Here is a 13,884-nt window from a genome sequence, read left to right as displayed (position 1 = left end):
GCACTCACGCCGGCACCCCGGCCTCGGCCGACGCCGTCTCCGCCGTACCGCCGCGCCGCCTGGGCGCCAGGACGACCACCGCGCAGAGCACCCAGAACCCGGTGAGCAGCCCGCGAACCCAGCCAGGCCCCAGCGGAATCACCGGGATCAGATAGACCACCCGGTCGAACGCGTCCAAAGCCGCCAGCACCCCCAGCACGATCGTGAACCAGCCGAACACCGGCCGCCCCCGCCGCAGCGCCGTGCCCAGGCAGAGCCACCAGCCCGCCATGAGCAGCAGCGCGAGCGCCGCCACCAGCGTGCCGCCCGTGGCGGCGGCCACCACGTCGAACGCCAGACCCAGGAACCCGCACAGGCTCCCGGCCACGACCAGCCGGTGCCGGTACTCGCTGCGCGCGGCCATCGCCGGGGGCACCCCGTTGGCCGCCGGATCGCCCTTGCGCCGCCGTACGGCCTGGCCGGTCCGTCGCCAGAACAGGGCCGCGAGCAGCGCGAGCACGGCCGAGCCGCCCAACGCGAGCTGGGCCTCCACCTTGCCGAGGCCCGCGGCGCCGAACCAGTCGCAGCCTGCGGGCAGCCGCGCCTGCGCGGCGCTGAAGTCGGCGCACAGGTAGAGCTTGATGAGCTTCACCGGCTCGGCCAGCCAGCGGCTGGAGCCACCGGACAACGCGGGCGCCTCGGCCGCGCAGACCGGCAGCACCGCGGGCGAGGCCCGGCCCACGTCGGCCTGCCAGCAGTTGCCGGTCCCCTGGCCGTCCCACCAGACGTCCAGAGCGTTGGGGCGCCGCTCGCCGGTGGGGCTCACGCCGAAGACGTTGCCCTCGTAGCGGTTGAAGTTGGAGGTGTCGGCCTGCTTGGCGAGGTCGTTCTCGCCCCTGATGAACGCGGGGACGCCGAAGAGCCCGAAGGCCGCGCGGTTGTGGCCCCAGATCTGGTTGTTCTTGAAGACGTTGTAGTTGCCGCCCGCGACCAGCACGCCGGTGCCCGGCGGGGCGCCCGTCTGCGAGCAGACCACGCCCTGCTCGTAGCCGCGCTGGGCGGGCGGCTTGGCGCAGGTGCCGTTGCGCGTGTACTCGTAGTAGTCCTTGTTGTTGTCGTGGATCTTGTTGTTCTCGAACTTGGCGTGGTTCTGCGGCAGGCCGGGGTGGCTGGGCCAGAGGCTGTCCATCGTGGCGCCGACCATGTTGTCGTAGAACTCGTTGTCGTGGACCCACATGGAGTCGCCCGCAGTGCCCGAGTAGCCGAGCGCGTTGTCGTGGCTCTTGCAGCGGCGAATCTCGATGGCGTAGCGCGGGACCTCGTGGCCGCGGCCGTTGTTGATGTTGGAGGCGCTGCCGGGGTAGAGGCCGCCGTCGCCGTTGCCGTACGCCTCGCAGTCGGTGTAGAGGCCGTGGTCGCTGGCGAAGGTCAGGAAGCCGTACTCGTCGTTCCAGCGGGTGAGCACCTGGTCGATGACGAAGCCGTCGGTCTCCAGGATGTACAGGGAGTTGAACGTCGTGCGCTGGGCGGTGAGGTTCCTGAAGTAGACGCCGTCGGTACGGTCGGCGCGGATGGCGTTCAGCTTGCGGTACTGGGCGTCGACGATCACGTCGAGGGGGGACGCGCCGGTGCCCTCGATCTGGAGGTCCTTCTTGCCGAGGATGGCGACGAGGTTCTGGTTGTGCGGGCAGCGCTGCTGCTGTTCGAAGGAGAGGATCTGGTAGCCCCAGGTGGACCAGCGGGCCGGGAGGTGGGCGCAGTCGCCGGTCGGGGCGGCCTGGCTGGGTTCTTCCTGGTACAGGCCGGGGAGTACGGCGATGGTCATGCCCGGCCGGTCGACCTTGTCGACGGCCTCCTGCAGATCCCTCACCCCCTTTTCCCGACATTTCGCGAAAAGGTGGAGGTTGCGTTGTTTGATGGGTTCCGGGAAGGTCGCGATTCTTCGGGCGAAGTCGTCCGCGTCTGTTTTACAGACCAGCAGATCGGGCTCCGCCCCGCGTAAGCCGGGTCGTAAGACGGGTAAGGTGCCCGAACCGTCGGGCAGCGTGACCGGGCGCTCTTCGTGGGCCAGCGCCGGGGCGGCGAGCATGAGCAGCAGGGACGAGCTCAGGGCGACGACGGTGGCGACGGTGGCGAACCTGCGCATGGGGGGCATGGCCGCGAGGCTAGAACAGGACTCATGTTCTGCCTAGAGCCAAGATCAAAACGGCCGGGAGAATCTCCCGGCCGTCCGAACCTCAATCCTGAGAGCTGATCTCAGCTCTGGGGACCGATCCCCGCTATGACCGCGTCGACGATCCGCTCGGGCAGGTCGGCGGGCAGGTCGCCGGCGGGCGCCCACTTGGTGTGGTGCATCATGGTCCCGGACAGCATGGCCATGGCGAGGTCGATGTCGAGGTCCGGCCTCAGCTCACCCGAGGCGACGCCACGCTCCAGCGTGCCGCGCATGGCCCGCTTGCGCGGCTCGATGGCGCGCTTCATGAAGCGCTCCATCAGCCGCGGGTAGCGATCCGCCTCGCTCATCGCGATGTTCATCACGCACCGGCCCCGGGACTCGCCCGCTTCCTTGCGGATCAGTTCCAGCAGGACGATCAGGTCATCGCGCACCGACTCTTGGAGTAGCGGCGGCAGCGGTGCCCTGAGCGTGGCGAGCGCGTCGACCACCAGGTCTTCCTTGTTGGACCAGCGCCGGTAGATGGTCGTCTTGCCGACGCCCGCCCTCGACGCGATCGCCTCGATGGTCAGCTCCGACACGCCCATGCCCTCGGCGATCAGATCGAGGGTCGCCTCGATGATCGCCTTCTCGGCCTTTTCGCTGCGCGGACGGCCCGCCGGACGGGCCGTCGTGGATTCCTGGATCGTCATCGCGGCCTCACACTACCGCTGGTTCTTTCTTTTCCACCTGCTGGACCGGGCGCGCCTTGCCCGGCATCCACTTCAGCACCACCAGCACGCCCAGCAGCGCGATGACCGCGGAGACCAGGGCCGTGGTGTGCATCCCGTGGAGGAAGGCGTTGAAGGCGGGCTGGATGAGCGCCTGCCCGTGCTGGCCGAGGGCGTGCGCGGCGCCGACCGTCGCCATGATCGACTCACCGGCGGCGTGCTGGGCGTCGGCCGGGAGGCCGAGGCCGGACAGGGCGGGCGCGATCTCGCCCCGGTAGCTGGAGGACAGCACCGAGCCGAGCACGGCCACGCCGAGCGCGCCGGAGATCTGGCGGACGGTGTTGCTCATGGCCGAGCCGACACCGGCCTTCTCCCTGGGCAGCGCCTCCATGATGGCGGTGGTCGCCGGGGGCATGATGTTGGCCATCGCGGCGCCCTGCACGAAGAAGATGATCTCGATGATCACGATCGGCGTGCTCTGGTCGAGGAACGCGTAGCTGGTGAGCGCCGCGGTGACCACCAGCATGCTGACCACGGAGGAGAGCTTGGCTCCGAAGCGCTGGTTAACCCGCTGGCTGAGCGGCGCGAAGATGAGCTGCGCCGCGGCGAACGGGATCATCAGCGCGCCCGCCTGCACCGGGGTGAAGCCCAGCACGATCTGCATGTAGAAGGTCAGGAAGAACATCCCGCCCATCATCGCGAAGAAGACGATGCCCATCATGCCGATGGCGGAGGAGAACCGGACGTTGCCGAAGTTGCGCACGTCGAAGGCGGGGTGGTCGGTACGCCGCTCCCACCAGACGAACGCCGCCAGCACCGCCACACCGATCAGCGTCGGGGTGAGCACCTCGGCGGAGGCCACGGTGGCCAACTCGCCGCCGCGGATGATGCCGTAGACGATGGCGACCAGGCCGATGATGGACAGCACCACGCCGATCGGGTCGAGCTTCGACGGCTTGGGGTCACGCGACTCCGGCACGATCGTGCCGATGAGGATCATGCTGATGATCACAATCGGCACGTTGACCAGGAAGACCGAGCCCCACCAGAAGTGCTCGATGAGCACGCCGCCGGTGATCGGGCCGATCGCCACCGCCAAGCCGACGCCACCGGCCCAGACGCCGATGGCCTTGCCGCGCTCGCTCGGCGGGAAGACGTTGGAGATGATGGCCAGGGTCGCGGGCATGATGGCCGCGCCGCCGATGCCCATCGCCGCCCGGGCCAGGATCAGCTGCATCGGATCTTGTGCGTAGGCACTGGCCAGCGAGGCCAGGCCGAACATCAACATGCCGATGAACAGCATCCGCTTGCGTCCGGTGCGGTCACCGATCACCCCGAAGGTGAACAGCAATCCGGCGAACACCAGCGTGTAGGAGTTGATCGCCCACTCCAGCTCGCTCTGGGTCGCGCCCAGACCGACGTTGGGGTCCGCGATGGTCTTCATCGCCACGTTGAGGATCGTGTTGTCGAGCACGACCGCCAGCAGGCTGAACACCAGCACGCCGAGGATGGGCCAGCGGCGTGGATGTCCTGTGTTCGCATCCATGGAAAGCACCTTAATTTCGATACGCTTGAGTTTCGCAACGCTACCGTATCGCAAGGATATTCCGATACGCAACGGACTCGTTTCGTAAGGGTTAACTTGTGGCGACGACTGGCTCGGCCGGCTCCGTGACCACGGTCGGCGGCGCCTCGACCGGCTGGGGCCGCCGCCGCCAGAACGGCAGCGCGACCAGCACCATCGCCACCCCGGTGAGCCCGGCCACCACGAACGCCCAGGCAGGACCGTGCGCGTCGATGATCGCCCCGGCGACCGGCGCGGAGAGCGCGCCGCCGATCAGCAGGGCGGTGCCGTGGAAGCCCATCGCCTCTCCCCTGGCGCCCGCGGGCACCCAGCGGCTGACGGTGTCGACCGTGGAGGACAGCGAGGGGGCGCAGAGCACACCGGCGGGCAGCAGGGCCAGCATGAGCCACCACCAGTCGCCACCGGCCAGCGAGGCCAGAACGGTCAGCAGGCCCATGCCCGCGATGAGGGCCAAGGGCGAGACGCCGCGCGACAGCCCACCGTACACGAAGCCGCCCGTGAGTGAGTAAAGGCACCAGATCGCGACCGCGAGCCCGATCCACGGGGTCTGACCGGCGTGCTCCATGGTGCCGACCAGGGCGAGCTCCGTCGCGGTGAGCACGAACGTGGCCGCGGCCACCGTGCCCAGCAGCGCGACGAAGGCAGGTGTGAGCCACTGCCGCCGGGGCACCTTCATCGCGGGCGCCTTCAGCTCCTCGGCCGACCGGGTCGGCGGGTTGAGCGCGATCAACGCCACGCCCGAGCCGGTCAGCCCGACCGCGATGGCCGCCAGCGTCGGCCCGCTGCCGAGGGTGGTCATCCCGGCCACGGCCAGCGCCGGGCCGACCATGTAGGCGAGCTCGACCAGCATCGAGTCGAGCGAGAAGCCGGCCCTGCGGTGCTCGACCGGCACCATGGCCGCCAGGCACTGCCTGATCACGCTGAACACCGGCTGCCCCAGCAGCCCCGCCACCGCCGCCGCCACGACCAGCCCCGCGTACGGCAGCGCCCACGCGCCCGCCCAGAAGGCCGCCTGCGCGACGGTGGTGACGGTGAGGATCGGCCGCAGCCCGTATTTGTCGACGAACCTGCCCGTCAGCGGCGACCCGACGGCCATGCCGACCGTGCTGGCCATGGTGACCAGCCCCGCCTGCCCGAAGCCGAGCCCCAGGCCGTTGACGACATAGAGCGTCAACGCCATGCCCGTCGCGGTGGTGGGGATGCGGGCGATCAGGCCCACCAGGAGTAACGTACGCACGCCGGGCAGCCGGAACAGCCGCTTGTAAGGGTCGAGAGCCATGTTGATTGCTTACCTCCAGGTCCATTGTGGCAAGCGGCACCGACAATTCCGCCACTGGTTATCGCCGTGCGCCGTCAGCCCCGTGCCATCATCGGAAGGGTCCGGGTACGCCACAGGGGCGCCTCGAGACTTCACCGGAGGGTTGTCATGTCCTCTTCCACCACGCTGAACGGTTCCACCACGCTCTACGGCGGCGCCACGGGCCGCCGCGTCACCGTCCGGGACCTCATCGCGGCCAAGGAGCGCGGAGAGAGGTGGCCCATGGTCACCTCCTACGACGCGATGACGGCCCGCGTGTTCGACCAGGCGGGCATCCCCGTCCTGCTGGTCGGCGACTCGGCGGCCATGGTCGTCTACGGCTACGACTCCACGCTGCCCGTCACGGTCGACGACCTGCTGCCGCTGACGGCCGCCGTCGTCCGCGGCTCCGCGCGCGCCCTCGTGGTCGCCGACCTGCCGTTCGGCTCGTACCAGGGTTCGGCCCAGCAGGCGCTGGAGACGGCGGCGCGTTTCATGAAGGAGGCCGGCGCGCACGCGGTCAAGCTGGAAGGCGGCCGGCGTGTCCTGCCGCAGGTCGAGCTGCTGGTCTCGGCGGGCATCCCGGTCATGGGGCACCTCGGCCTGACCCCGCAGTCGGTCAACGTCCTCGGCGGCTACCGCGTCCAGGGGCGCGGGCAGTCGGGCGACGAGCTCATGTCGGACGCCAAGGACCTCGAACGGGCGGGCGCCTTCTCCGTGGTGCTCGAATGCGTGCCCACCGAGCTGGCCGAACGGGTCACCGCCTCGATCGCCATCCCGACGATCGGCATCGGCGCGGGACCGGCCACGGACGCGCAGGTGCTGGTGTGGCAGGACCTCATGGGGCTCACCCCGCGCCCGGCCAAGTTCGTCAAGCAGTACTCGGGGCTGGCCACGGAGATGGACCGCGCCGTACGCGCCTTCGCGGCCGACGTGACCTCGGGCGCCTTCCCGGAGCCCGGCCACTCGTACGAGTGACGCGAGTGACCGGCCACGGCCATCCCCCTGGACACATCCCGACAAATGGGAAAAAGTTTATTGACAGCTTATAGTCCGGCCGGTTGGGGTGCGCGTCATGCCTTTCGTGGGACGAGAGCACGAACTCCGCCGGCTGGCCGACGCCCTGAGCCGTCCCCCGCTCGTCCTCCTGATCGAGGGCGAGGCGGGGGTCGGCAAGACCCGGCTGCTGCATGAGCTCACCGGCCAGCCGATGCTCGTCGGGAGCTGCCACCCCATGCGGTTCCCGTACGGGCCGGTCGTGGAGGCGTTGCGCGAGGTCCGCCCGCTGCGCGACCTCAACCCGATCACCGGGGCGTTACGCCCGTTCCTCCCGGAGTGCGGCCATCTGCTGCCGCCCGCTCCGCCCCCGATCCAGGACGCGATGGTGGAGCGGCATCGGCTGTTCAGGGCGGTGCTGTCGCTGCTGGGCTCGCTGCGGCCGATCACGCTGGTGGTCGAGGACGTGCACTGGGTCGATCCGGGGACCAGGGAGCTGCTGGCGTTCCTGGCCCGCTGCCTGCCCGACGGGGTCAACCTGGTGGTCACGTACCGCACGGAGGACCTGAGCCATCCCGTGACCGAGCTGCTCGCGCATCTGCCGCCGCGGATCGACCACGCCGAGATCGCGCTCGCCCCGCTCGCCACCGCCGAGACCGCGCTCCTGGTCAAGCATCTGCTGCCGGGCGCGGCCGACCTGTGGCCGCTCACCGGCGGCGTACCCCGCGCCATCGAGGAGCTGACCCGCATGCTGGCCGACGGCCAGGAGCCGGGCACGCCGCCCGCGCTGCGCGACGCCGTGCTGGTGAAGCTGGCCGCGCTGCCGCGCGCGGCGCGCCACATCGTGCAGGCGGCCTCCCAGGTCGAGCATCCGGTGTGCGAGGACGTGCTGACGGGCGTCGCGGGCGTGCCGCCGGAACAGGGCGAGCGCGGCCTCACCGAGGCGGTACGGTGCGGCCTGCTGCGCGAGTGGGCACCCGGCAGGTACGGCCTGCGCCAGCCGCTGGTCAGGCAGGCCGTCTCGGAGACGATCACCCCGGCGGCCGGCAGGCGGCTCCGGCGCAGGCTCGCCGGCCCGGCCGAACCTCTGGGCACGCTGTCGCCGCGTGAGGAGGAGGTGGCCAGGCTAGCCGCCGACGGTCTCACCAACAAGGAGATCGCCGAGAGCCTGTTCCTGTCGCCGCGCACGGTGGAGGTGCACATCGCCAACGCGCTGCGCAAGCTCGGCCTCACCTCACGCAAGCAGCTCAACGTCGGCACGACGTGAAACGCACTAAGTAGTCGCAATACGTGTCTTCCACGTATGGCCGCGAGCGCGCTTCTGACTCATGTTTTCAGTGATCCCCGTCCAATACCCCAGGAAGGGTTCACACCTGTCATGCGACCACGCACCCTGATGCTCGCATCGCTCGTCGGCGCGCTGGCTCTGTCCGCGGCGCCGCTCCCCGCCTCGGCCGCCGCGCCGGAGACCAGCACGTACATCGTCCAGCTCAACCCCAACGTCCGCGCCGGCACGCAGGCCGCCGCCCAGGACCAGGTCAGCAGGTACGGCGGGCACCTGATCGGCGTCTACGAGGACGCCTTCAAGGGTTACACCGCCACCTTGACCGCGGAGGCCGCCGAGAAGCTCCGGCAGACCCCTAACGTGCTCACCGTCGAGAAGGACGCCGTCGTCACGGCGTTCGCGCAGACGGTCCCGACGGGCGTCCGGCGGATCTTCGCCCCGTCCAACCCGAACCTGGACATCGACGGCGTCGACGACGTCCAGATCAACACGGACGTGGCCGTCGTGGACACCGGGGTGGACTACACCCATCCCGACCTGAACGTGGTGGCGCGGACCAACTGCGTGACCGGCGTCTGCGTGAACAACACGGGCACCGACGACAACGGCCACGGCTCGCACGTCGCGGGCATCATCGGCGCGCGCGACAACACCATCGGCTCCGTCGGCGTGGCCCCGGCCGCCCGCATCCACGCGGTGAAGGTGCTCAACGCGGCCGGCTCGGGCACCCTGTCGGCCATCGCCGCCGGGCTCAACTGGGTCGTGGCCCGCGCCTCCGCCATCGAGGTCATCAACCTGAGCCTCGGCTGCAACGGATGCACGAGCAGCGCCATCAGCACCGCGATCACGAACGCCACCAACGCCGGCATCGTGGTCGTCGTCGCGGCGGGCAACAACCACGCGAACGCCTCGTCGTTCTTCCCGGCCAACCACCCCGACGTGGTCACCGTCTCGGCGCTGACCGACAACGACGGGCTGGCGGGCGGCCTCGGCGGCAGCACGCTGTCGTGCCGCAGCGAGACCGACCAGGACGACACCTCGGCGTTCTACTCGAACTTCGGCGCCACGATCGAGATCACCGCGCCCGGTACCTGCATCTACTCCACGTGGATGAACGGCGGCTACAACACGATCAGCGGCACCTCGATGGCCAGTCCGCACGTCGCGGGCGCGGCCGGCATCCTCACCTCGGGCGCCCGCAAGCCCACCAACCGGGCAGGGGCGCTGGCCGTGCGGAGCAAGCTGATCTCCACCGGCAACTCCAACTGGACCGACGACTCGGGCGACGGCGTCAAGGAGCCGCTGCTCGACGTACACGACGCGACACAGTACTGACCCCTCCCCTTCACTGACCGCTCCCCCTCCAGGTGCCCGGCACGCCGGGCGCCTGGAACGTCAGGCGAGCGTGGCGGGGTCGGTGTTCGAGCCGCACACCACGACCGCGACCCGCTCGCCGTCAGCGGGCACGTACGCCCCGGACAGCAGCGCGGCGTACGCGGCCGCTCCCGCGTGTTCGGTGGCCAGCCGGTGCTCCTCCCAGAGGGCATGGCGGGCGGCCACGATCGCGTCGTCGGACACGAGCACGCTCTGGACACTCGCCCGGGAGAGGACGTCGTAGGCCACGCCGCCGACCTGGCTCGCGCCCAGCGCGTCCGCTCCCACACCGCTGACCTGCACCGGCACCGGATGGCCCGCCCGGAGCGCCTCGTGCAGAGTCGGGCACAGCACCGGCTCGACGGCGACGATCCGCGGCCCGCTCCCGCCACCAGAGGCACCGACACCGACCGTGATGCCCGCGGCGAACCCGCCGCCTCCCACGGCCACCACCACCGTGTCCACCCCGCCCGTCTGCGCCATCAACTCCAGACCCGTGGTCCCCTGCCCCGCCACGACCTCCGCCTGGTCGTAGGCGTGCACCGAGAGCGCCCCGGTCTCCGCCGCCCGCTTGGCCGCCGCCTCCGCGGCCTCCGAGTAGATGGCCCCGATCTGGTTGATCTCCGCGCCCAGCCGCCGCAGCCCGGCCACCTTCACCGGGCTGGTCACCTCCGGTACGAAGATCTCCGCCCGGACGCCCAGCGCCCTGGCGGCGTAGGCGACGGCGAGGCCGTGGTTGCCGCCGCTGGCCGCGATCACCCCGCTCGGCGGCAGCTCGCCGGCCGACAGGATGCGGTTGAACGCCCCCCGCACCTTGAACGATCCCGAATGCTGCAGCTGCTCCAGCTTGAAGAAGAGCCCGGGAGAGATCTCGAGCACCGGTGTACGCAGCACATGCCCGCCGATCCGCTCGGCCGCGCTCGTCACGTCCTCGTACGTCACCTCATCGAGATCTCCCTCCGAAGCATTTAGGCATTTTCCTAATTCCCTAAGCGTTATGTCAACGCCTGGGAGATGTCCGCCCACAGATCCTCGGGGTGCTCGATGCCCACGGCGATGCGTACGGTGCCCTCGCCGATCCCGTGCCTGGCCAGCTCCTCGGCGCTGAGCCCGAGGTGCGACGTGGTCGCCGGGTGCATGACGAGCGTCTCGACACCGCCCAGCGAGGGAGCCAGCAGCGCCAGCTTGATCGAGCTCATGAACTTCTCCCCGGCGGCCCGGCCGCCGACGAGGTCGAAGGAGAACACGCCGCCGAAGTCGGGCAGGAGCTTGGCCGCCAGCTCGTACGACGGGTGCGACGGCAGTCCCGGCCAGTGCACGGCGGCGACCGCCGGATGCTCGGCGAGCCGGGTGGCGAGCAGGCGGGTGTTGGCGCAGTGGCGTTCCATGCGCAGCGCCAGCGTCTGGATCCCGCGCAGCGTCAGCCACGCCGCGAACGGGTCCGCCGAGGCACCCAGCTTCGTCGCGAAGCGCCACACCTTCTCGTACAGCTCCTCGTCGGCGAACACCGCGATGCCGCCCACCACGTCCGTGTGCCCGGACAGGTACTTGGTCGTGGAGTGGACGACGATGTCGGCGCCGTGTTCGATGGGACGGCACAGCATGGGCGTGGCGAAGGTGTTGTCCACGACGGACACGATGCCGAGCTCCCGCGCGACGGCGAACATCCCGGGCAGGTCGGCGACCTGGGCGATCGGGTTGGCGATGGTCTCCAGGTAGACGAGCCTGGTCTCGGGGCGCACGGCGGCGCGCAGGGCGGCGGGGTCGTCCTCGGGCACGTAAGTGACCTCGACGCCGAACCTGGCGACCAGGTCGTTGATCATCCCGGCCGTCCCGCCGTACAGGGCCTTCTGGGCGATCAGGTGGTCGCCCGGCTTGAGCAGGCCCAGCAGCACGGTGTTGATCGCGCCCATGCCGGAGCCGGTGGCCATGGCGGCGACTCCGCCCTCCAGGCCGGAGACGGCCAGTTCCAGGGCTCGGACGGTGGGATTGCTGTAGCGCCCATACACGAACGGGCCGTCGGGGCGGCCCATCGCGTCGGCCATGATCGCCGGGTCGTCGAAGACGAAGCCGGAGGTCTGGTAGATGGGCATCGTGATCGGACGGCTGCCCTCGATGGGTGGCTGGGGCAGATGCACGGCTCGGGTCTCGGGGTGCAGTTCGCTCATACAGCGAGAATGTCCCAAGATGTGGCTCTTTGTCAGATCCAATGATAGAGAATTGGTCCATGAATGGGGCCAATCTCGATGACCTCGTCGACCTGCTGGGCCGCTGGGCGTCCGGGCGCGGGCCCCTCTACCTGCTGCTCACCGGCCGCCTGCGGGCGCTCATCGACGACGGCGTACTGCCGCCCGGCGAGCAGCTGCCGCCCGACCGGGCGCTGGCCAGGCGGCTGGCGGTCGGCCGGGGCACCGTCGTGGCCGCCTACGACCTGCTCCAGCAGGAGGGCCGCGTGGTGCGCCGCCAGGGCAGCGGCACCCGCGTCGCGGCCTGCGACCTGCCCTCCACCCGCGCCACGGACAGCGTCGTCGCCAACCCGCTGCTCCTGCACATCCTCCATCCCCCGGACGGCGTACAGCTGCTGACCTGCGCCGCCCCCGACGACCCCCCGCCCGAGCTGATCGAGGCCTACCAGGAGGCGGCCGGCCGCCTCGCCGGTATGCGCGACCTGGGTTACCAGCCCGCCGGGAACCCCGCCCTGCGCGAGGCCGTCGCCGCCTATTACCGCGAACGCGGCGTGCCCACCACCGCCGGGGAGATCCTGGTCACGAACGGCGCGCAGCAGGCGCTGACGCTGCTGTCGGGCCTGCTGGTCGCGCCGGGCGACACTGTGCTGACGGGGTCGCCGACGTACCCGGGCGCGCTGGAGGTGTTCAGGCACGCCGCCGCGGCCGTCCGCCCCGTGACCCTGGACCCGGTCCCCGCCGAGGCGATGCGCGAACGGCCCGCCCTGGTGTACGCCGTGCCGACCGCCAGCAACCCGGCCGGTTCGATCATGGAATCGGCTGACCGGAGGCGCCTGGCCGCCCTCGCCGCCGAGTACGACGTGCCGGTGATCGACGACGAGGTCTGCGCGGAGCTCTGCTTCTCCGGCGAGATCCCGCCGCCGCTGGCCGCGTACGGGACCGGCGAGCAGGTGATCACGATCGCCTCGCTGAGCAAGCTGGTGTGGGGCGGGCTGCGGGTGGGCTGGATCCGGGCGTCCGCGCCGCTGGTCTCGCGGCTGGCCCGGCTGCGGGCCGTACACGATCTGGGGGGCGAGATCCTCGGCCAGCTCGCCGGCGCCACGCTGCTGGGACGGCTGGCGGAGATCAGGCGAGCGCGCGTACGGACGCTGCGGGCGCGCCACGACCACCTCTGCGCCGAGCTGCGCGAACACCTGCCCTCGTGGGAGTTCGAGCCCGCGTGCGGCGGCCAGACGATCTGGGTACGGCTGCCGCGCGGCGAGGCCGACTCGTTCGCGCAGGTGGCGCTCAGGCACGGGGTGGCGGTGCCGCCGGGGCGCTCGTTCGACCCGCTCGGCGGGCACGCCGAGTACACGCGGCTGCACTTCCTGTTCCCCGAGGAGGAGCTGTCGCGGGCGGTCGCCGGCCTGGCGCGGGCCTGGCGCTCCTACGACGGCGCCCACGAGCCCGCCGCCCGCCACACCCTGATCGTCTGATTCGCCATCGTCTAATTCGCCATCGTCTGATCCGCTCTCCGCCGAGTCCGCCGACAGCTGACATCGGCGTGGCCGGATCATCGCGTGCGGGAAAGTAGAAGCATGAACGTGACGTTCGTGCTCGTGCACAGCCCGTCAGTGGGGCCTTCGACCTGGACGCCGGTGGCCGAGGCCCTGGGGCGCAGGGGTTATGCCGCCGTGGTGCCCGACCTGACCGGGGTGGCGCGGAGCGGCTCGCCGTACTGGCCGAAGGTGGTGGAGGCGGTGCGCGCGGCCGCGCCCGAGACGCCGCTCGTGCTGGTCCCGCACAGCAACGCCGGGCTCTTCCTGCCGGTGATCAAGGAGGGGCTGGGCGAGCGGGTGGTGTCGTGCGTGTTCGCCGACGCGCACATCCCGCCCCGTGACGGGCTGGTGCGGGCGGCGCAGGAGGCGTTCCTGCCGTTCCTGCGTGATCTGGCCGACGACGACGGCGTGCTGCCGCGCTGGACCGACTGGTGGAGCGACGACGACGTGGCCGCCATGCTGCCCGATCCGCGCGTCCGCGCCACGGTGGTCGAGGAGCAGCCGCGCCTGCCGCTCGGTTACTACACCGAGCCCATTCCCGTCCCCGCCGGGTGGGACGCGGTCAGGTGCGCCTGCCTCTGGTACGGCCCGCCCTACGACAAGGTGGCCGAGGAGGCGCACGGGCGGGGCTGGCCCGTGCTGCGGACGCCCGGCGAGCACCTGCAGCAGGTCGTCGATCCCGAGGGGGTGACCGACGCGCTGCTCAAGCTCTCACGGAAGTCGTGAATTCTTCACGGGCGCCGACCCGCACCTCCCGAAAT

Annotated in this window: 11 protein-coding genes; 5 read left to right on the top strand and 6 right to left on the bottom strand. The window is 70.7% G+C overall.

Translation table 11 applies throughout. The features are described 5' to 3' along the window. Window positions 1–4 precede the first annotated feature (4 nt). From AB0B64_RS58080 to AB0B64_RS58065, 4 genes are all read right to left on the bottom strand, one after another. Window positions 5–2,134: a right-handed parallel beta-helix repeat-containing protein gene (locus tag AB0B64_RS58080; protein ID WP_358205077.1), complete on the bottom strand. Its 2,130-nt coding sequence runs from the start codon at window positions 2,132–2,134 to the stop codon at window positions 5–7. A 101-nt stretch (window positions 2,135–2,235) separates the two neighbouring features. Continuing rightward, window positions 2,236–2,844, bottom strand: a complete 609-nt coding sequence (locus AB0B64_RS58075) for a TetR/AcrR family transcriptional regulator (protein WP_357944681.1) — start codon at window positions 2,842–2,844, stop codon at window positions 2,236–2,238. A 7-nt stretch (window positions 2,845–2,851) separates the two neighbouring features. After that, window positions 2,852–4,408 (bottom strand): MFS transporter, encoded by a 1,557-nt coding sequence (locus AB0B64_RS58070; protein WP_357944678.1) that lies wholly within the window; start codon window positions 4,406–4,408, stop codon window positions 2,852–2,854. Between the two features lie 91 nt (window positions 4,409–4,499). Beyond that, window positions 4,500–5,726: an MFS transporter gene (locus tag AB0B64_RS58065; RefSeq protein WP_357944676.1), complete on the bottom strand. Its 1,227-nt coding sequence runs from the start codon at window positions 5,724–5,726 to the stop codon at window positions 4,500–4,502. 147 nt (window positions 5,727–5,873) lie between these two features. Between AB0B64_RS58065 and panB the strand changes: the two genes are divergently transcribed. The 3 genes from panB to AB0B64_RS58050 all read left to right on the top strand — a co-directional run bounded on the left by panB (window position 5,874) and on the right by AB0B64_RS58050 (window position 9,360). Continuing rightward, window positions 5,874–6,722, top strand: coding sequence for a 3-methyl-2-oxobutanoate hydroxymethyltransferase (gene panB, locus AB0B64_RS58060; RefSeq protein ID WP_358205066.1), 849 nt, complete (start codon window positions 5,874–5,876; stop codon window positions 6,720–6,722). A gap of 97 nt (window positions 6,723–6,819) precedes the next feature. Then, entirely contained in the window at window positions 6,820–8,007 is a 1,188-nt protein-coding gene (locus AB0B64_RS58055) for an AAA family ATPase (protein WP_358205060.1), read from the top strand. A 111-nt stretch (window positions 8,008–8,118) separates the two neighbouring features. Continuing rightward, complete coding sequence (locus AB0B64_RS58050) at window positions 8,119–9,360, top strand: S8 family peptidase (protein WP_358205051.1); 1,242 nt, start codon at window positions 8,119–8,121, stop codon at window positions 9,358–9,360. 60 nt (window positions 9,361–9,420) lie between these two features. Here AB0B64_RS58050 and AB0B64_RS58045 read toward each other — a convergent pair whose 3' ends face one another. Together AB0B64_RS58045 and AB0B64_RS58040 are read right to left on the bottom strand one after the other, a co-directional pair. After that, window positions 9,421–10,341, bottom strand: a complete 921-nt coding sequence (locus AB0B64_RS58045) for a serine/threonine dehydratase (protein WP_358205046.1) — start codon at window positions 10,339–10,341, stop codon at window positions 9,421–9,423. Window positions 10,342–10,394: 53 nt separating this feature from the next. After that, entirely contained in the window at window positions 10,395–11,567 is a 1,173-nt protein-coding gene (locus AB0B64_RS58040) for an aminotransferase class I/II-fold pyridoxal phosphate-dependent enzyme (protein ID WP_357944665.1), read from the bottom strand. A 59-nt stretch (window positions 11,568–11,626) separates the two neighbouring features. Between AB0B64_RS58040 and AB0B64_RS58035 the strand changes: the two genes are divergently transcribed. Together AB0B64_RS58035 and AB0B64_RS58030 are read left to right on the top strand one after the other, a co-directional pair. Then, complete coding sequence (locus tag AB0B64_RS58035; RefSeq protein ID WP_358205032.1) at window positions 11,627–13,060, top strand: PLP-dependent aminotransferase family protein; 1,434 nt, start codon at window positions 11,627–11,629, stop codon at window positions 13,058–13,060. A 102-nt stretch (window positions 13,061–13,162) separates the two neighbouring features. Further along, on the top strand, window positions 13,163–13,849 hold the full coding sequence (locus AB0B64_RS58030; RefSeq protein WP_357944659.1) for an alpha/beta hydrolase: 687 nt from the start codon (window positions 13,163–13,165) through the stop codon (window positions 13,847–13,849). Window positions 13,850–13,884 lie beyond the last annotated feature (35 nt).

The organism is Nonomuraea sp. NPDC049129 (assembly GCF_040648495.1).
Classification (GTDB): Bacteria; Actinomycetota; Actinomycetes; order Streptosporangiales; family Streptosporangiaceae; genus Nonomuraea.
This window is presented reverse-complemented; position numbering and strand designations above follow the sequence as displayed.

Excerpts from the sequence above, each read along its gene's own strand:
- AB0B64_RS58080 (WP_358205077.1), bottom strand. The coding sequence starts at position 2,134 with ATGCCCCCCATGCGCAGGTTCGCCACCGTCGCCACCGTCGTCGCCCTG.
- AB0B64_RS58075 (WP_357944681.1), bottom strand. The coding sequence starts at position 2,844 with ATGACGATCCAGGAATCCACGACGGCCCGTCCGGCGGGCCGTCCGCGC.
- AB0B64_RS58070 (WP_357944678.1), bottom strand. The coding sequence starts at position 4,408 with ATGGATGCGAACACAGGACATCCACGCCGCTGGCCCATCCTCGGCGTG.
- AB0B64_RS58065 (WP_357944676.1), bottom strand. The coding sequence starts at position 5,726 with ATGGCTCTCGACCCTTACAAGCGGCTGTTCCGGCTGCCCGGCGTGCGT.
- panB (WP_358205066.1), top strand. The coding sequence starts at position 5,874 with ATGTCCTCTTCCACCACGCTGAACGGTTCCACCACGCTCTACGGCGGC.
- AB0B64_RS58055 (WP_358205060.1), top strand. The coding sequence starts at position 6,820 with ATGCCTTTCGTGGGACGAGAGCACGAACTCCGCCGGCTGGCCGACGCC.
- AB0B64_RS58050 (WP_358205051.1), top strand. The coding sequence starts at position 8,119 with ATGCGACCACGCACCCTGATGCTCGCATCGCTCGTCGGCGCGCTGGCT.
- AB0B64_RS58040 (WP_357944665.1), bottom strand. The coding sequence starts at position 11,567 with ATGAGCGAACTGCACCCCGAGACCCGAGCCGTGCATCTGCCCCAGCCA.
- AB0B64_RS58035 (WP_358205032.1), top strand. The coding sequence starts at position 11,627 with ATGAATGGGGCCAATCTCGATGACCTCGTCGACCTGCTGGGCCGCTGG.
- AB0B64_RS58030 (WP_357944659.1), top strand. The coding sequence starts at position 13,163 with ATGAACGTGACGTTCGTGCTCGTGCACAGCCCGTCAGTGGGGCCTTCG.